16 protein-coding genes are annotated in these 16,362 nt (G+C 70.3%); 7 read left to right on the forward strand and 9 right to left on the reverse strand.

Annotated elements, in window-relative coordinates:
• Positions 1-4 precede the first annotated feature (4 nt).
• From JEQ17_RS16130 to JEQ17_RS16140, 3 genes are all read right to left on the reverse strand, one after another.
• The gene (locus JEQ17_RS16130) at positions 5-1,024 is read right to left on the reverse strand and encodes an AAA family ATPase (protein ID WP_200401517.1); all 1,020 of its coding nucleotides are present in this window, start codon (positions 1,022-1,024) and stop codon (positions 5-7) included.
• Between the two features lie 156 nt (positions 1,025-1,180).
• Complete coding sequence (locus tag JEQ17_RS16135; RefSeq protein ID WP_234048220.1) at positions 1,181-3,250, reverse strand: VMAP-C domain-containing protein; 2,070 nt, start codon at positions 3,248-3,250, stop codon at positions 1,181-1,183.
• Positions 3,247-3,657, reverse strand: a complete 411-nt coding sequence (locus JEQ17_RS16140; protein ID WP_234048221.1) for a CU044_2847 family protein — start codon at positions 3,655-3,657, stop codon at positions 3,247-3,249. Before JEQ17_RS16140 ends, JEQ17_RS16135 begins: the two co-directional genes overlap by 4 nt.
• A gap of 218 nt (positions 3,658-3,875) precedes the next feature.
• Between JEQ17_RS16140 and JEQ17_RS16145 the strand changes: the two genes are divergently transcribed.
• The 3 genes from JEQ17_RS16145 (at position 3,876) to JEQ17_RS16155 (ending at position 6,774) form a co-directional block, all read left to right on the forward strand.
• The gene (locus JEQ17_RS16145) at positions 3,876-4,055 is read left to right on the forward strand and encodes a DUF6104 family protein (protein WP_010476542.1); all 180 of its coding nucleotides are present in this window, start codon (positions 3,876-3,878) and stop codon (positions 4,053-4,055) included.
• A gap of 492 nt (positions 4,056-4,547) precedes the next feature.
• On the forward strand, positions 4,548-5,654 hold the full coding sequence (locus JEQ17_RS16150) for a DUF4097 family beta strand repeat-containing protein (RefSeq protein ID WP_200395903.1): 1,107 nt from the start codon (positions 4,548-4,550) through the stop codon (positions 5,652-5,654).
• A gap of 1 nt (position 5,655) precedes the next feature.
• Positions 5,656-6,774 (forward strand): PadR family transcriptional regulator, encoded by a 1,119-nt coding sequence (locus JEQ17_RS16155; RefSeq protein ID WP_200395904.1) that lies wholly within the window; start codon positions 5,656-5,658, stop codon positions 6,772-6,774.
• Positions 6,775-7,011: 237 nt separating this feature from the next.
• On the opposite strand, the gene JEQ17_RS16160 is transcribed toward JEQ17_RS16155, so the two are convergent.
• The 4 genes from JEQ17_RS16160 to JEQ17_RS16175 all read right to left on the reverse strand — a co-directional run bounded on the left by JEQ17_RS16160 (position 7,012) and on the right by JEQ17_RS16175 (position 10,419).
• The gene (locus JEQ17_RS16160) at positions 7,012-7,602 is read right to left on the reverse strand and encodes a Clp protease N-terminal domain-containing protein (RefSeq protein WP_200395905.1); all 591 of its coding nucleotides are present in this window, start codon (positions 7,600-7,602) and stop codon (positions 7,012-7,014) included.
• Complete coding sequence (locus JEQ17_RS16165; protein WP_010984411.1) at positions 7,602-7,811, reverse strand: helix-turn-helix domain-containing protein; 210 nt, start codon at positions 7,809-7,811, stop codon at positions 7,602-7,604. The genes JEQ17_RS16160 and JEQ17_RS16165 overlap by 1 nt, the downstream gene beginning before the upstream one ends.
• Before the next feature lie 89 nt (positions 7,812-7,900).
• Positions 7,901-8,866, reverse strand: coding sequence for a zinc-binding dehydrogenase (locus JEQ17_RS16170; RefSeq protein ID WP_200395906.1), 966 nt, complete (start codon positions 8,864-8,866; stop codon positions 7,901-7,903).
• Positions 8,867-9,195: 329 nt separating this feature from the next.
• A complete protein-coding gene (locus tag JEQ17_RS16175) occupies positions 9,196-10,419 on the reverse strand; it encodes an NAD(P)-dependent malic enzyme (RefSeq protein WP_200395907.1) in 1,224 nt (407 codons plus the stop codon).
• Positions 10,420-11,088: 669 nt separating this feature from the next.
• Here JEQ17_RS16175 and JEQ17_RS16180 point away from each other — a divergent pair.
• The 3 genes from JEQ17_RS16180 to JEQ17_RS16190 are packed head-to-tail and all read left to right on the forward strand — an operon-like array spanning position 11,089 to position 13,829.
• Positions 11,089-12,051, forward strand: coding sequence for an ABC transporter substrate-binding protein (locus tag JEQ17_RS16180; RefSeq protein WP_200395908.1), 963 nt, complete (start codon positions 11,089-11,091; stop codon positions 12,049-12,051).
• A 33-nt stretch (positions 12,052-12,084) separates the two neighbouring features.
• Positions 12,085-13,029 (forward strand): amino acid ABC transporter permease, encoded by a 945-nt coding sequence (locus JEQ17_RS16185; protein ID WP_200395909.1) that lies wholly within the window; start codon positions 12,085-12,087, stop codon positions 13,027-13,029.
• A complete protein-coding gene (locus tag JEQ17_RS16190; protein WP_325176262.1) occupies positions 13,026-13,829 on the forward strand; it encodes an amino acid ABC transporter ATP-binding protein in 804 nt (267 codons plus the stop codon). Before JEQ17_RS16185 ends, JEQ17_RS16190 begins: the two co-directional genes overlap by 4 nt.
• 587 nt (positions 13,830-14,416) lie before the next feature.
• Here the strand turns inward: JEQ17_RS16190 and JEQ17_RS16195 are convergent.
• Positions 14,417-15,175, reverse strand: coding sequence for a class I SAM-dependent methyltransferase (locus JEQ17_RS16195; protein WP_200395910.1), 759 nt, complete (start codon positions 15,173-15,175; stop codon positions 14,417-14,419).
• A 98-nt stretch (positions 15,176-15,273) separates the two neighbouring features.
• Here JEQ17_RS16195 and JEQ17_RS16200 point away from each other — a divergent pair, with 98 nt between their 5' ends.
• Complete coding sequence (locus JEQ17_RS16200; protein WP_055618041.1) at positions 15,274-15,903, forward strand: CGNR zinc finger domain-containing protein; 630 nt, start codon at positions 15,274-15,276, stop codon at positions 15,901-15,903.
• Here the strand turns inward: JEQ17_RS16200 and sodX are convergent.
• Entirely contained in the window at positions 15,807-16,241 is a 435-nt protein-coding gene (gene sodX, locus JEQ17_RS16205; protein ID WP_200395911.1) for a nickel-type superoxide dismutase maturation protease, read from the reverse strand. The two genes, JEQ17_RS16200 and sodX, sit on opposite strands and share 97 nt — an antisense overlap.
• Between the last annotated feature and the right edge of the window lie 121 nt (positions 16,242-16,362).

The raw sequence follows: 16,362 nt of genomic DNA on the forward strand, positions 1-16,362 counted from the left end.
CGGCTCACCGCGAGCGGTCGAGTGGGTGCATGAGCAGGTCCGCGATCCGCTCGCGGGTGAGGCGCTCCGCGTGGGGGGTGTGCTGGGTGAGGAAGAGGGCGTTGAGCAGTTGGTCGGCGGCGACGACCTCGCCGGGTTCCCGGTCGAGGAACCGGTCGATGAGGTCGCGTCCCTGGTCGACGCTCTCGCCGCCGAGGTGTGCCTCGACCATGGCGGTGAGCTGTTCCTCGCCGGGCGGTTCGAGCTCCAGCTGGATGCAGCGCCGCAGCAGGGGCGCGGGGAAGTCCCTCTCCCCGTTGGAGGTCAGGATGATGAGCGGGAAGGCGGTGCAGGCGATGCGTCCGCCGTGCACGGGCACGCGGCGGCCGTCGTGGGTGAGCACCTCGACGACGGGTTCGCGGTCGGCCACGCGCTCCAGCTCGGGGACGGCGAACTCGCCTTCCTCCAGCGTGTTCAGCAGGTCGTTGGGCAGATCGAGGTCGCTCTTGTCGAGTTCGTCGATCAGCAGCACGCGGGGCACCTCGGCGGGCAGCAGCGCGGTGCCGAGGGGGCCGAGTCGTACGTACGATCCGATGCCGGCCGGGGCCGCCGCGGGGGCGGCGGTGGCGCCCTGGGCCCGCTCCAGCTGGACGTCCTGGAGGCGGCCGATGGCGTCGTAGCGGTACAGGCCGTCCTGGAGTGTGGTGCGGCTGACGACGGGCCAGCGCAGTACCCGGCCGAGGCCCAGCTCGTGGGCCACCGCGTAGGCGAGGGTGGACTTGCCGGTGCCTGGGTTGCCGGTGACCAGCAGCGGGCGGCGCAGATAGAGGGCCGCGTTGACGGCGTCGACCTCGGCCGGCCGGGGCGCGTAGTTCTCCACGAGGCGCCGCCGTACGCCGAGCCGGCGGGCGCTGCTGGGGTCGTCCGGGCCGGACTCGGGTCGGTCGGGTGCCGCCGCGAAGTCCCGCCAAGGGGGCGGCGGGGGTAACTGCCGCACACCGTCGTGCGGCTGACCCACCCCGCGGTAGATCCGCCAGTCGTTCACCATGGGCTCCTCCCGGCTCTGGTGATCATGCAGCGGGTCCGGCTGTTCGATGTACGACGTTACCGCCGGTGTGCCGGGCCTGCCGAGCTTCCTGTTCGTCCGGCATCGAATCCGGTCAGCGAACATCCGTGCGAGGCAAGGGAGTTGGGAGTCGATTCACGTGTCGGGAGCTGCCATGAGGGGCGGTTGCATGGGTTCCGTTCCGTGCGGCGGACGATCCGGCGGATCGAACAGTACAGCGATGTCGCCCACGAGACCCTCCGCCGTGTCGGGATCCGACACCCGGATCCTGAGCTCGCGCACCTGCCGGTGCAGACCCTCGGCCCCGCCCGCCAGACCCAGCAGCTGCCCGGCCCGCAGATGGAACTCCCGGCACTCGTCGTGGTCGTGGCCGTCCCTGCGCCACAGCACCAGGGGGTGCCCGGCGGCGAGCGCCGCGGCCATCGCGTCGAGGCCGGGACCGCTCCCGACCGGGCCGCAGTGGACGGGAACGCACGCGTCGTCCATGCCCGAGAGCCGGCCGTACGCCGCCATCCTGCCCTCCGGGCGCCCCGTCTCCGGATGCCCCTGCGCCGTCGCCTCACCTCTGAGCGGCCCGGCGGACAGCGGCCGGTTCGCCACGCCCGCCCATCTGCGGCGCCATTCGGGGCTGGGCGGCCGGGCGCCCCGCCTGCGGTCGCGGATGACGACGACCCTGCGCAGCCCGAGCGGCATGGACTGTTCGTCGAACAGGTCGGCGTCGTCCCAGCCGTCGTCGGGGCCGAGCCGCCAGTCGTCCAGCGGTACGTCGAACAGCCGGCGCGGCAGGAAGGCCTCGACCGCGGCCAGGTGTTCGCCCCGGTCGCCCAGGCGCAGCGCCTCCGCCAGCGGCTCCCTGAGGTACCGGTGCAGTTCGTCGCGGTGCACCCCGTGGTCGTTGCTGTAGAGCGGGGTGACGTCCTGGCCGTCGTAGAGGAGCTTGACGCTCAGGGGATACCGCTCTCCGTAGACGGGCTCCCCGACGTCGACGAGGACGTCGGCCCGGGCCCGGGACGGTGTCCGGGCGACCGTGGCGACGGTCGTCGGTGTCCGGAGGGTCTCCTCGGAGAGGCGGTCCAGGAGGGCGTCGATGTCCTCCCGGATGGCCTGCCGTGCGTAGAGGGTCGCCTGCTCGGTGATCCAGGCGGTGAAGGCGCGCAGCCGGTCGCGGTCCACGTCGGCGGGGTGGTCGAGGGCGGCCTGCCCGGCCACCTTCGCCGCGTACAACAGGACGGCGTCGAGGGCCAGTTCGGGTCTGCCGCCGTGGTCGCCCGGGTCCCGCAGTCCGTGCAGGAGTCCGGCGCCCTCGCGCCAGGTGCGTGGGTCGTGCTCGATGGGCGAGCGGTAGTCCTCCTGCACCACACGGGACTTGACCTCGTGGACGAGGTGCATCACCTCGCCCGGGCCGCCGGGCGGCGGGAGTTGGGCGAAGTGGCCGTAGAGACGGACGCGCAGTCCGGGGTCGAGCCCGTGGGCACCGGGGCCGCGCAGCCGGGTCTGGGCCCTGGTCCAGTCGGCGCCCGCCAGCGGGTCGTTGAAGCGGCCGAGGTGGTGGAGGTCGTGCTCCCTCATGACGGTGTGCAGGAGCTCGCCGCCCCGCACGTCGTACAGCTCGCGCAGCGCGGTGATGGGGACGGCGGCTCCCTCGTGCCGGCCGCGCCCCTTGTTCATGCCGATGACGGCGCCGTACCGCAGATCGACCACGGGCCCGCCCGAGACTCCCTCGACCGGCGTCTGGCCGGTGAGGAGCAGCGCCTTGCCGTCCAGGGCCGACGCCTCTCCGATGCCGTGCCGCATACCGAGGTCGCCGGTCTGCCGTGACCAGCCGTGCAGACTGACCGGAGCGGGGATGGTCGGCTCCCGGTCGCTCAGCCAGACGCACGGCGCGTCGTCGGCGCCGCGCACCCTGACGAGCGCGATGTCCGGGAACCGCCAACTGCCGCGGGCCCCGTCGGGTTCCTCGGGCCGCGGTTTGGCGAGCACCACCTCGCCGGTGGTCTTGCCGCCCTGCCAGGTCACGCCGACGGCGTTGCCACTTCGCCACACGGCCGCTCCCCCCTTTCCCACGACATGGGCGCAGGTCAGCAGCCAGCCGGGTGCTATGAAGAAACCGCTGCCCCAGTACTCCTCACGGTCCGGTGCATACCCGTCACCCGGTGCCACGATGCGCGCGAGCGAGGGGCGCACCATCTCCTCAAGGGCGCTCATCCGGTGCCGGAGGCCGAGGGTCCGGGCTGCCCGTCGCCGCCGTCTCCCTGCCCCGCACCCGCCGCTCCCGGCTGCCCCGCGGGCTCGGTCCAGGTCAGGGACACGGAAAGGGAAGCCTGGCCACCGCCTCCCGCGATGGCTCCTACGATCCTGCCCGCCTGCGCCGACAGTTCGATGCCGAAGGTCACGGCCACCTCGACGGGTGCCGGGGTGTCCAGACCGGCGCGCAGGGAGCGCACGACGCCACCCACCGCGTCGGCCAGTCCGCCCGCCATGTCGACGATCCGGTCCCCGACCCCGGTGTCCTGGTATCCGTCCCGCTCCAGCGCGGCCTCGTCCGCCGCACTGACCCTCGCCCATACGACGGTCCCGTCGTCGAGCCGTATCCGTTCGATCCCTCCACCCACGGCGCCCCCGTCCGTTCGCTGCCGGTTTCCCTTTGCCAACTGTGAAGCTCCCCCTACCGCAGGGAAGGAGAAGGCTAACTCCCGACCTGGGACATGTGCGAGGGGCACCTGCGCGGGGGCACCCGTCGGTGACGGCTCCCGGAGACCGGATCCGGTGGGCAGTACATAGGCTGTGACCGGAAGCGGAACACGGACGCACGCACGCAGGAGAACACCCCATGTACTTCACCGACCGCGGCATCGAGGAACTGGAGAAGCGGCGCGGCCAGGAAGAGGTCACCTTCGAGTGGCTCGCCGAACAGCTGCGTACGTTCGTCGACCTCAACCCGGACTTCGAGGTCCCGGTGGAACGACTCGCAACCTGGCTGGCCCGCCTGGACGACGAGGACGACGAGTGACGAGTAGGGCCTGGTCGGGGTTGGGGTAAGCCCCGTTCGGGGCTGGAGTGGGGCCCGTCGGGGGCTGGAGCAGGGCCCGTTCGGGGTTCGGGCCGGGTGCTTCCGGCGCCCGCCGCGGGGCCGTCGCGCGGGCGCATGAGGTTGTACGCCGGCCCGAGCGCCCCGTGCGCCACCAGGAGCGCCCCCGCCGTGCGCCCCAGCAGGTGAGAGGCAGGCCGGCCCCACCTGGGCGAGTGCCAGGACGCGGGCCCTGGGGTATCGGGCCGGGGCAGCCAGGAGCCGAGTGATCCCCCTCTCGACGACGTCGAGTTCAGCGCGGAGGGCGGCATTGGCACGGGCACCACGCGCCCGAATTATTAGATTTTGTGCCGACTAATCCACCCCGGATCACCAGAACGAGTGCCTTGACTTCACGGATCCGCGATATATCGTGTCTATTGGAAGACGCGATATGGCGTGTCGTGTCCCGCCCCGGCCGAGGAGGTCAGCACCATGTCCGAGTGGTCCGTCACAGAGCCCGACAAGCTCACGTTCGACGAACCGGTGACGTCCCTCCATGTGCGCATCGCCAATGGAACGGTGAACGTCGTGGGGGTCGACGGGGGTTCCACCCGACTCGAAGTGTCCTCGATAGAGGGACCACCTCTGGTGGTGACCCACGAGAACGGCACGCTCACGGTCGCGTACGAGGACCTGCCCTGGAAGGGCTTCCTCAAGTGGCTCGACCGCAAGGGCTGGCGCCGCAGCGCGGTGGTCTCCCTGGCGGTCCCGTCACGTACGCGCGTCGAGGTCGGCGTGGTCGGCGCCACGGCCGTGATCTCCGGTGTCGACGGGCGCGCGGTGGTGAAGGGCATCTCCGGCGACACGACACTCGTGGGACTCTCCGGCCCGGTGCGCGCGGACACGGTGTCGGGGAACGTGGAGGCACAGGCCCTCACCGGCGACCTCCGGATCAACTCCGTCTCCGGCGACCTGACCGTCATCGAGGGCTCCAGCCCTTCCGTGCGGGTCGAGTCGGTCAGCGGCTCCGTGATCGTCGACCTCGACCCCGCGGGGCGGCCCAGCGACATCAGCCTGACCAGCATCTCGGGCGAGATCGCGATCCGACTGCCGCATCCGGCCGACGCGGAGGTCCAGGTCGACTCGGCGAGCGGCACGGTCTCCAGCGCCTTCGAGGACCTCAGGGTCGGCGGCCAGTGGGGCGCCAAGAAGATCACGGGCAGGCTGGGCGCGGGGAACGGCCGGTTGAAGGCGACCACCGTCTCGGGCTCCATCGCCCTACTGCGACGGCCCCCTTCGGAGGACGAACCATGGGACGACGGAGTGGATTTCGAGAAGGGGACGGACTTCGGGGAGGATGAGCCGGAGGACGCGGTTCCTGTTGGGGCCGCGTCCGAGCACGGCAAGGGGCACAGCGCGGTGCCCGAGGACACGGTGCCCGGCTCTCACGTCGGCGCCGGACCGGGCGCCTCACCGACGGACGGCCCCGCCGAGTCCCCCACTTCGGGCGCGACCCCCGCCGCGGCCCCCGACTCCGGCCCCACCGAGCATTCCGACGCCGGCGTCACCGACGACCCGACCCACGAGAAGGGGCTCTGACATGGCTCCCGTCTTTGCCCATGGCCGCCTGCGGCTCTACCTGCTGAAGCTCCTGGACGAGGCACCGCGCCACGGTTACGAGGTGATCCGCCTCCTGGAGGAGCGCTTCCAGGGGCTGTACGCGCCGTCGGCCGGCACCGTCTACCCCCGGCTGTCCAAGCTGGAGGCCGAGGGCCTGGTCACCCACACCACCGAGGGCGGCCGCAAGGTGTACGCGATCACGGACGCGGGCCGGGCCGAGCTGGCCGACCGCAGCGGTGAACTGGTCGATCTGGAGCTGGAGATCCGCGAGTCGGTCGCCGAGCTCGCCGCGGAGATCCGTGCCGATGTGCGCGGAGCGGCGGGTGATCTGCGCCGGGAGATGCGGGCGGCGGCGAGCGAGGCACGGCGGAGCTCCACGGGAGCGGGCGCCAAGGGGGAGCGCGCCGAACACGAGGGCGCCCACGGGGACTTCACGGACTACGGCGACAAGGAGGCGTGGCGCGTCGCGAAGGAGGAGATGCGCCGCGTCAAGCAGGAGTGGAAGGAGCAGGCCCGGCGCGCCAAGGACGAGAGCAGGCGGGCCCGCGAGGATGCCCAGCGGGCACGCCACCAGGCCAAGGAGGCGCAGGAGCGGGCGCGGGCCCAGGCCCAGGAGGAGCTCCAGCGCATCGCCAAGCGCGTCCAGGACCAGGTGCAGGACCACTTCACCCGGGGCGACTGGCCTACGGGCGTGCGCGAGGGCATCACCGAACTGGCCAAGGAGTTCGGCGAGTTCGGAAAGGACTTCGGCAAGGAGTTCGGGAAGGACTTCGGCTTCGGCCGACCGGGAGCAGGAAAGGGGGCGGGGACGGGAGCAGGCGCTGGGGCGGGGGCTGGGACGGGTGCCGGCACAGGGGAGCCCGACTACACGGTCACCCCTGAGGACTTCCCCGCCGACTACGAACCCTCCTGGGCCCACGAGGACTCCACGGGCGACCCCGCCCGCGACCTCGACCGCCTCCTGGACCGCTTCCGCGACGACATCCGCGACGCGGCCCGCGACCACGGGGTGACGGAGGAGCAACTGCGCGACGCCCGACGCCACTTGTCGACGGCGGCGGCACACATAGGGGCGGCGCTGCGGACGCCCAAGGGCTGAGCGGAGGCCGGTGGGCCGGTAGGCCCACCGCCGCCGCCGGACCGACGGCCGACCGGCTTACCGGCCTACCGGCCCACCGGCCCACCGGCCCACCGGCCCACCGGCCCACCGGCCCACCGGCCCACCGGCCCACCGGCCCACCGGCCCACCGGCCCACCGGCCATGGTCGCCCTGCGCCGGACCCACCATGGTCGGCTCCGGCGCCGGACCCACCGGGCCCGGCCGGCGGCCGCGCCGTCAGCCCGCCTTCGCCTCTCCCCCGCCGTACAGCACCCGCCGCAGCGACTCGTACGTCACCCCGTGGTCGGCCAGGACCTCCGCGGGGACGCCGGGGCGGGCGGCGAGGGCGAGGAGAAGGTGCTCGTCGCCGATGTACCGGTCCCGCTGGGCGAGAGCCATCCGCAGGGACTCCGTGAGAAGGTCCTTGGCCCCCTGGGCGAAGGGGCGATGCCCGCCGACGAGTCCGGACAGCCAGCCCCGGCCCCGCCCGGTGCCCGTCCCGCCGCGGGAGCGCAGCGCGCCCTCGCCATGGGCTTCCTCGACCCGGGAGACGATCTCCGAGACGTCGATGCCCAGCCCCGAGAGTGCGTCCGCGTCGGCGCGGGAGAGCCCGCCGCGACGCCGTGCCTCGGCGAGTGCCTGCTCGACGGACTCCTTGCGCTCCGCGAGCCCCAGCGACATGAGGGCGAACGACGCGCGGCTGGCCTCACGGTCGAGCAGCGCCAGCAGTACGTGCTGCTCCTCGACCGTCTCCGCGCGCAGTCGCTCGGCGTGCTCGACCGCGCCGAGCACCACCGCCCGGGCGTCCTTGGTGAAGCGTTCGAACATCACTGCCTCCCGTACTTCTTGTGCACGGCCTGCCTGCTGACACCCAGTTCCGCGGCGATCTCCTGCCACGACCAACCCTGATTGCGCGCACTGCGCACCTGAACCGCTTCGAGCTGCTCCAGCAGCCGCCGCAACGCGGAGACGGCCCGCAGCCCGATCCGCGGATCGCGGTCGCCCGCGCGCTCGGCGAGATCCGTTGCTTCGGTCATGATGTCAACTTAGATTGACAGACCCTCGAATGTCAACCGTGGTTGACATTCGAGGGTGTGCAGGACCCGCACCAAGACCCGGAACGGCGTCAGGGGGTGTTCAGAACGACCTTGCCGAAGAGCTCGCCGGACTCCATCCGCTCGAAGCCCTCGCGGGCGCGGTCCAGCGGAAGGACCTCGTCGATGACGGGCCGGACACCGGTGGCGGCGCAGAAGGAGAGCAGGTCCTCCAGCTCGTCCTTCGTGCCCATCGTGGAGCCGACAACCTTGAGTTCGAGGAAGAAGATGCGGGTCAGTTCGGCGTGCGAGGGACGGTCGCCGCTGGTGGCACCCGAGATGACCAGGGTGCCGCCGGGCTTCAGGGACTTGACCGAGTGGGACCAGGTGGCGGCGCCGACCGTCTCGATGACGGCGTCCACGCGCTGCGGCAGCCGCGCCCCGGACTCCACGGCCTCCACGGCGCCCAGCTCCAGGGCCCGCTTGCGCTTGGCCTCGTCACGGCTGGTCGCGAAGACCCGCAGCCCCGCCGCCTTGCCGAGCGCGATCGCGGCGGTGGCGACACCGCCTCCGGCGCCCTGCACGAGAACCGAGTCGCCGGGGCGTACACCGGCGTTGGTGAAGAGCATGCGGTACGCCGTCAGCCACGCGGTGGGCAGACAGGCCGCCTCTTCGAAGGAGAGCTCCTTGGGCTTGGGCAGGACGTTCCACGCCGGCACGGAGACCTGCTCGGCGAAGGTGCCCTGGTACCGCTCGGTGAGGATGGAGCGCGGCTCCTTGGGGCCGACCCCGTGTCCCGTCTGCCCGATGACGGAGTGCAGCACGACCTCGTTGCCGTCCTCGTCGACGCCGGCGGCATCGCATCCGAGGATCATCGGCAGCTTGTCCTCGGCGAGCCCCACGCCGCGCAGCGACCAGAGGTCGTGGTGGTTCAGGGAGGCGGCCCTGACGTTCACGGTCGTCCAGCCGTCCCGGGCCGCGGGAGCGGGCCGCTCCCCCAACTCGAGGCCGTTCAACGGCTGGTCCCGGTCAATACGAGCAGCGTAGGCAGCGAACATGTCCTCGACCCTAGGCTCCACCGCCCTCCTGACGGAACCAGGTCCACCTGTGACGCGTGTCCCGCCGGGTGGGTGGGTTTGGGCCGAATGTGTGAGTGCGGGTTCGGTGGGGGCTGAGCGCGCAGTTCCCCGCGCCCCTAAAAGCGGGGCTGCGCCCCAGGCTTTTGCCCTTCAGGGGCGCGGGGAACTGCGCGACCAGCCCCCACCGGCCCGCACCCACCCATCCAGCCGAACCCCCAAGTAAAAAATCTCCCCGCACAAAAAAATCCGGGCCCCGCCCACCAGGACGGGACCCGAACCTCAAGCACGAACGACAGGCGACGAACGACCTACCGCCGAGCCACACCCTCAGCCCGAGCAGCCGCGGCCACCGCTGCCGTCACCGCGGGAGCAACCCGCTCGTCGAACGGCGACGGAATCACGTAGTCCGCGGCAAGGTCGTCCCCGACGACAGAAGCCAACGCCTCCGCAGCGGCGATCTTCATCCCCTCGGTGATCCGAGAGGCCCGCACCTGAAGCGCCCCCGCGAAGATCCCGGGAAACGCCAGCACGTTGTTGATCTGGTTCGGATAGTCCGAACGCCCGGTGGCGACGACCGCCGCGTACTTGTGGGCGACATCGGGGTGCACCTCGGGATTCGGGTTCGCCATGGCGAAAACGAACGCGCCCTCGGCCATGGACGCCACGGCCGGCTCCGGCACCGTACCGCCGGAAACGCCGATGAAGACGTCGGCCCCGGCGAGCGCGGACTCCAGCGAGCCGGACAGCCCCGCCTTGTTGGTCATGGCGGCCAGTTCCCGCTTGACCGGCGTCAGGTCGTCCCGGTCCGTCGACACGATGCCCTTGCGGTCGGCGACCGCCACATCCCCGAGCCCCGCCTCCAGCAGGAACTTGGCGATGGCGACCCCGGCCGCACCCGCGCCCGAGATGACGGCCCGCAGCTGGCCGAGGCTCCGCCCGGTCAGCCGCGCGGCGTTCCGCAGGGCCGCCAGCGTGACGACGGCCGTGCCGTGCTGGTCGTCGTGGAAGACGGGGATGTCGAGCCGCTCCTGCAGCCGCCGCTCGATCTCGAAGCACCGGGGCGCCGAGATGTCCTCCAGGTTCACGCCACCGAAGGACGGCGCGAGCCGCACCACGGTCTCGACGATCTCGTCGACGCCGGTGCAGTCGAGCGCGATCGGCACGGCATCGACCCCGCCGAACTGCTTGAACAGGATCGCCTTGCCCTCCATCACGGGGAGGGAGGCCTCGGGCCCGATGTCACCGAGCCCGAGCACGGCGGTGCCGTCGGTCACGACGGCGACCACGGACGACTTCCACGTGTAGTCGTGGACGAGTTCCGGCTTCTCCGCGATGGCCATGCAGACCTTCGCGACGCCGGGCGTGTACGCCAGGGACAGGTCGTCCTTGTCACGGACGGGCACCGTGGCCTGCACGGCCATCTTGCCGCCGCGGTGCAGCGCGAATGCCGGGTCGAAGGAATCGAGGGGCTCGGCCCCGCCTTCCTGGTCCGTACTGCTGTCGCTGCGAGGATTGACGATCTCCGCTGCCACTTTGTTTTACCCCTTAAGTCTTAATGGTTGAGGGTTCCGCTCCGGGTGAGGGGCGGGCGGGCACCGCGTATGTCCCAGATGACGGTTACGTACGTGTACGTACGGGTCATACGCGACGGGCGCGCCGCACACGCGCCCTGAGCCCCGGATGAGGGGTGTAAGGAACCTTCTTACCCGACGGACCGCATCGCAGACGAGTCCATAACGCGAAGGTCACACGTCGACGGTGGAAGGTCACATACCGGAGGACCGCGAGCCGGACAGAGGCCGAATACCGGCCGGATACCGGAGAGCGAAGGTCACATACCGGTGACAGGACTCATGGTCGAATGTGCCGAACGCGCCCATTTCGCGAACAAGTCACCGATACGCCCCGAAGCACCGCATGTGCGGAGAAGCGGTCGCCCGTTTCGCCCAGTGCACCGAAGATCTTCCGGCCGTGACGGGGGGTTTTCCGCACAAGATCCGGCTTCGACGGACCGTCTCGGTCCGGTTCGGGGGTCACCCGTTATCCGATTTTGACATGGCGGGCACCCTGAAGGCGCGAGTCCGAATGGCAAGATGCCGTAATCACACGAGGTCGCGACACCCGAAGGTGTGTGTTCTCGTCGACCCATCGGCTACTGCCGACCCATCGGCAACTCCACCCACCCGCCGGAGGAACCCACCATGACCGCAAGCTCCACCCGTCGTACCACCGCCGCGCAGTCCCGGATAGCCGCGGTCGGTGCGATCGCGGTCGCAGGCGCCCTGCTGCTGACCGGCTGCGGTGACCAGACCAAGGACAAGGACAGCGGCAGCTCGGAGACCGCTGACTCCAGCGCCGCTCCGCTCGCCGACCAGCTGCCCGCGGCCATCCGCGACAAGGGCGTCATCAAGGTCGGCTCGGACATCGCGTACGCGCCCGTCGAGTTCAAGGACGACTCCGGCAAGACCGTGGGCATCGACCCCGATCTCGCCGACGCCATGGGCAAGCAGCTCGGCGTGAAGTTCGAGTTCGAGAACGGCACGTTCGACACCCTGCTCACCGGCCTGCGCTCCAAGCGGTACGACATCGCGATGTCGGCGATGACCGACACCAAGGACCGCCAGGAGGGCATCGACGCCGACACCGGCAAGAAGGTCGGCGAGGGCGTCGACTTCCTCGACTACTTCACCGCGGGCGTCTCGATCTACACCAAGCAGGGCGACGACCAGGGCATCAAGACCTGGGACGACCTCTGCGGCAAGAAGATCGTGGTGCAGCGCAACACCGTCTCGAACGACCTTGCCAAGGACCAGGCCAAGAAGTGCCCGGCCGGCAAGAAGCTCTCCATCGAGGCCTTCGACAACGACCAGCAGGCCCAGACCCGGCTGCGCGCCGGCGGCGCCGACGCCGGTTCCTCGGACTTCCCCGTCGCGGCGTACGCGGCGAAGACCTCCGGTGGCGGCAAGGACTTCGAGGTCGTCGGCGAGCAGGTCGAGGCCGCTCCGTACGGCATCGCGATCGACAAGTCGAACACCGAGCTGCGGGACGCCCTGAAGGCCGCGCTCGACGCGATCATCAAGAACGGCGAGTACGACAAGATCATCGCGAAGTGGGGCGTCGAGGCCGGCGCCGTCAAGGAAGCCACCCTCAACGGCGGCAAGTGACCGCGTTCCCAGCGGCACTGAAAGGCAACATCCGTGACTGTTGACATCGACAAGACGGCCGACCCTCAGGACACACCCCCGGGCGGACCGGAGGCCATCAAGGCCATTCCGGTCCGTCACTACGGGCGGTACGTCTCGGCCGTCATCGCGATCGCGATCTTCGTCTCGATCATCTACGCGTTCGCCCAGGGCAAGATCAACTGGGACGCCATTCCGGACTACTTCTTCGACGACCGCATCATCAAGGGCGTCGGCCAGACGATGCTCCTCACCGTCCTCTCGATGGTGATCGGCATCGCGGGCGGCATCCTGCTCGCGGTGATGCGCCTGTCGAGGAACCCGGTGACCTCGTCGATCGCCTGGTTCTACATCTGGTTCTTCCGGGGCACCCCGGTCCTGGTCCAGCTCGTCGTCTGGTTCAACCTGGGCCTGGTCTTCGAGTACATCAACCTCGGTCCGATCTACAAGGACGAGTGGTCGAGCTTCATGACGCCGCTGCTGACGGCGCTCCTGGGACTCGGTCTGAACGAGGCCGCGTACATGGCGGAGATCTGCCGCGCGGGTCTCCTGTCGGTCGACGAGGGCCAGACCGAGGCCTCGCACGCCCTGGGCATGAGCCACAGCAAGACCCTGCGGCGGATCGTGATCCCGCAGGCGATGCGCGTGATCGTGCCCCCCACGGGCAACGAGGTCATCAACATGCTGAAGACGACCTCGCTGGTGTCGGTGGTCCAGTTCGCCGAACTGTTCCGGTACGCCCAGGACATCGGTCAGTCCTCGGGCGCACCGGTGGAGATGTACTTCCTGGCCGCCGCCTGGTACCTGGTCCTGACCTCGGTGCTCAGCGTCGGGCAGTACTACATCGAGCGGTACTACGCCCGCGGTTCGAGCCGTTCGCTGCCGGCCACACCGTTCCAGAAGATCAAGGCGAACATGCTGTCACTGTCCAACCGCTCGGGGGGAGGGGCCAAGGCATGAGCACCGACATGACGAAGAGTGCGACCGCGGCGGGCTCCGGTACGCCCATGGTGAAGGCCGAGGGCGTCCACAAGTCGTTCGGCCCGGTCGAGGTCCTCAAGGGCATCGACCTCGAGGTGAAGCCCAGTGAGGTCTTCTGCCTCATCGGTCCCTCCGGCTCCGGCAAGTCGACGTTCCTGCGGTGCATCAACCACCTGGAGAAGGTCAACGCCGGGCGCCTGTACGTGGACGGGGAGCTGGTCGGCTACCGCCAGAAGGGCGACAAGCTGTACGAGCTCAAGGACAGCGAGGTCGCGCTGAAGCGGCGGGACATCGGCATGGTGTTCCAGCGCTTCAACCTGTTCCCGCACATGACGGCGACGGAGAACGTCATGGAGGCGCCGATCCAGGTCAAGGGCGTCAGCAAGGCGCAGGCGCGGGAGCGTGCGGCGCAGCTCCTGGAGCGGGTCGGTCTCGCCGACAAGGCGGGCAACTACCCCTCGCAGCTCTCCGGTGGCCAGCAGCAGCGGGTCGCGATCGCGCGGGCCCTCGCCATGGACCCGAAGCTGATGCTGTTCGACGAGCCGACCTCGGCCCTCGACCCGGAGCTCGTCGGCGACGTCCTCGACGTGATGCGCGACCTCGCCGAGTCCGGCATGACGATGATCGTCGTCACCCACGAGATGGGCTTCGCCCGTGAGGTGGGCGACTCGCTGGTCTTCATGGACGAGGGCGTGGTGGTCGAGTCCGGCAACCCACGCGACGTACTGACGAACCCCCAGCAGGAACGGACACAGTCGTTCCTGTCAAAGGTCCTTTAGCCGTCCGGCGGTTCGCGGAGGGGCGGTACGGATTCCGTACCGCCCCTCCGCGTTCGGCTACCACCGGGTTGTTCGTCGTCCGCGGGCGCGTGGGACCTGATCGCGCGGTTCCCCGCGCCCCTGAGGCCTTTCAGCCTGTCCGGCGCTTGAGGGCAGGGCGGTTCAGACCAATCCCCCACCCACCCTCCAGCCCCCACTCACCAGCCCGTCCGGCGCCTGAGGACAAGGCCGCGCAGGCCAATCCCCCACGCACCCCCAGCCCGTCCGGCGTTTGAGGGGACGGTCATCAGGCCGACTCCCCACCCACCCCCGTCAGCCCGCACCCGCCCAGCCTGTCCGGCGTTTGAGGCAAAGGCCGTTCTGGCCGATCCCCCACCCACCCGGTCAGCCGCCACCCACCCCCAGCCCGTCCGGCGTTTGAGGACAAGGCCGTGCAGGCCGGCTCCCCGCCCACCCCCGGCAGCCACCCCCGCCCACCCAGCCCGTCCGGCGTTTGAGGACGAGGCCGTTCAGGCCGAAGCGGGGGGCTGGGGGCGGCAGCCCCCAGAGATGGGACGGGTAGGGGCGGCGGGGGCGAGGAAAAGGCGCTACTTGAGGGCCAGGATCAGCGCGTCCGACGGGGAGCGCCAGACATCACGGGCCTCCGCGAAGCCCCGCTCGCGGAGCACACGCGCGTGCCACTCGACAGACGGCGTATCCCCCTCCGCATGCTCACCGTAGATCTCGAAGCGACGAGCCGTGGGCTCGGCCAGGACGGGATCCTGCCCGGCAAGCTGCCACCAGTCGGCCCAGTCGAGAACCCCGGCGGCCTTGGCCTCGTCCATACGGCCATGCCGCTGCGCACGATCCGCCGCATTGATCCGCGGAGTCGTCTCGTCGATCATGTGGTCCGCGTTCATGAACACCCCACCGTCCCGGACGAGTTCCGCGACCTGACCGTAGAGGACAGCGAGGGGCTCCCGGTGCAGCCAGTGGAGGGCGGTGGCCGTGAGGACGGCGTCGTACGAGTCGTACGGCAGCTTCGCCGGCCAGTCGGCGTCCTTGAGGTCGGCCGTGACGAAGGTGACCCGGTCGTCGCCCTCGAAGGTGCCCCGCGCGATGGTCAGCAGCGCGGGGTCGAGGTCGACGCCGGTACTGACCGCCTTCGGGAACCTTTCGAAGAGGCGGGCCGTGATACTCCCCGTACCGCACGCGAGGTCCAGGACACGCGGCTCGGGACCCACGAGGGCCTCGACCATGTCGAGCATGACCCGGAAGCGCTCCTCACGGTCCGGCATGTACCACTCCTGCTGCCGGTCCCAGCTCTCCTGCCAGGCAGCCCAGTCAGCTCCGATGTCGGTCGTCATGGATACCCCTCTCCCCTCCAGCATGTAATACCCTGGAAGTGCAATTAGCCATTACCTGTCCGCACCACGACGATAGAGTGCCTCCGTAAGGACTACAAGTGGAACTGGCCTATTACTCGGATTACGCCGTACGACTCGTCAACAGCGAGGAACCGGCCCGGGGCAAGGACGCGCTCACCTCGGTCGAGGCCGTCCGCGACCTCTTCGGCGGCAACTCGTCGGCGGCCCGCCGCGCCACGGACGCGGACGTGACCCGCTTCCGCGGCGTACGGGCCCGGCTGCGCGCGGTCTTCGAGGCGGCCGACGGCGGCGACGAGACCCTCGCCGTGGACCTGTTGAACTCACTGCTCCTGGAGTTCCCGGTGAGCCCGCAGATCTCGGGCCACGACTTCCGGGACGACGACGGCCGCCCGCTGTGGCACATGCACCTGGCGGACCACCCGTCGAACGCGACCGCGGGGTACGCCGCGACCGCCGCGATGGGCCTGGCCTTCCACCTCACGGAATACGGCGTGGACCGCCTGGGCCTGTGCGAGGCAGCACCGTGCCGCAACGCCTACCTCGACACCTCGACGAACCGCTCACGGCGCTACTGCTCGGACCGCTGCGCGACCCGGGCGAACGTCGCCGCCTACCGGGCCCGCAAACGCCTGGAGGCGGACCGGTCGGAGAGCACCGGCCTGGCGGCCGACAGCACCCAGCGCGCGACCGCGAACGGCGAGCGCTGACCCTTCTTCGGCGGCCGGTACCGGAACCGGACCTTCCCGAGGACGAGCTCCTCGGGCACGGTCCCGTAATCGGTACTGTCCCCACCCGCGTACGCGTTGTCGCCGAGCACCCACCAGCCTCCCTCGCGCCGCTCGGCCGCGCGCTTGACGACCAGCAGGTCCTGCTGGAACGGATGACGCAGTACGACCACGTCACCGGGCCTGACCCGGGCCCCGTACTGCACGACGAGGAGGTCCCCGTGCTGCAGTGTGGGCACCATGGACGGCCCCGTCACCTCGGCCGTACCGAAGGGCAGGGCGGCCCTTCCACGCTCGGTCTCCTGCGACAGCTCCGGCATCACCGGCACCTCCCCGGTCCATCCTCCACGAGTCCCAGTCTCACCCTGGACTTTTGTCCTAAGCCCATGGGGGCACTCGCGAAAACCCGTCCCTCACGGAGTAATGTCCCACCTGAGAAGA

It is taken from the genome of Streptomyces liliifuscus (assembly GCF_016598615.1).
Taxonomy (GTDB): Bacteria; Actinomycetota; Actinomycetes; order Streptomycetales; family Streptomycetaceae; genus Streptomyces; species Streptomyces liliifuscus.

Bases quoted from the DNA above. Each gene is read 5' to 3' on its own strand.
- JEQ17_RS16180 (WP_200395908.1), top strand. From the start codon at position 11,089: ATGACCGCAAGCTCCACCCGTCGTACCACCGCCGCGCAGTCCCGGATA.
- JEQ17_RS16145 (WP_010476542.1), top strand. From the start codon at position 3,876: ATGTACTTCACCGACCGCGGCATCGAGGAACTGGAGAAGCGGCGCGGC.
- JEQ17_RS16190 (WP_325176262.1), top strand. From the start codon at position 13,026: ATGAGCACCGACATGACGAAGAGTGCGACCGCGGCGGGCTCCGGTACG.
- JEQ17_RS16170 (WP_200395906.1), bottom strand. From the start codon at position 8,866: ATGTTCGCTGCCTACGCTGCTCGTATTGACCGGGACCAGCCGTTGAAC.
- JEQ17_RS16150 (WP_200395903.1), top strand. From the start codon at position 4,548: ATGTCCGAGTGGTCCGTCACAGAGCCCGACAAGCTCACGTTCGACGAA.
- sodX (WP_200395911.1), bottom strand. From the start codon at position 16,241: ATGCCGGAGCTGTCGCAGGAGACCGAGCGTGGAAGGGCCGCCCTGCCC.
- JEQ17_RS16160 (WP_200395905.1), bottom strand. From the start codon at position 7,602: ATGTTCGAACGCTTCACCAAGGACGCCCGGGCGGTGGTGCTCGGCGCG.
- JEQ17_RS16195 (WP_200395910.1), bottom strand. From the start codon at position 15,175: ATGACGACCGACATCGGAGCTGACTGGGCTGCCTGGCAGGAGAGCTGG.
- JEQ17_RS16135 (WP_234048220.1), bottom strand. From the start codon at position 3,250: ATGAGCGCCCTTGAGGAGATGGTGCGCCCCTCGCTCGCGCGCATCGTG.
- JEQ17_RS16155 (WP_200395904.1), top strand. From the start codon at position 5,656: ATGGCTCCCGTCTTTGCCCATGGCCGCCTGCGGCTCTACCTGCTGAAG.
- JEQ17_RS16165 (WP_010984411.1), bottom strand. From the start codon at position 7,811: ATGACCGAAGCAACGGATCTCGCCGAGCGCGCGGGCGACCGCGATCCG.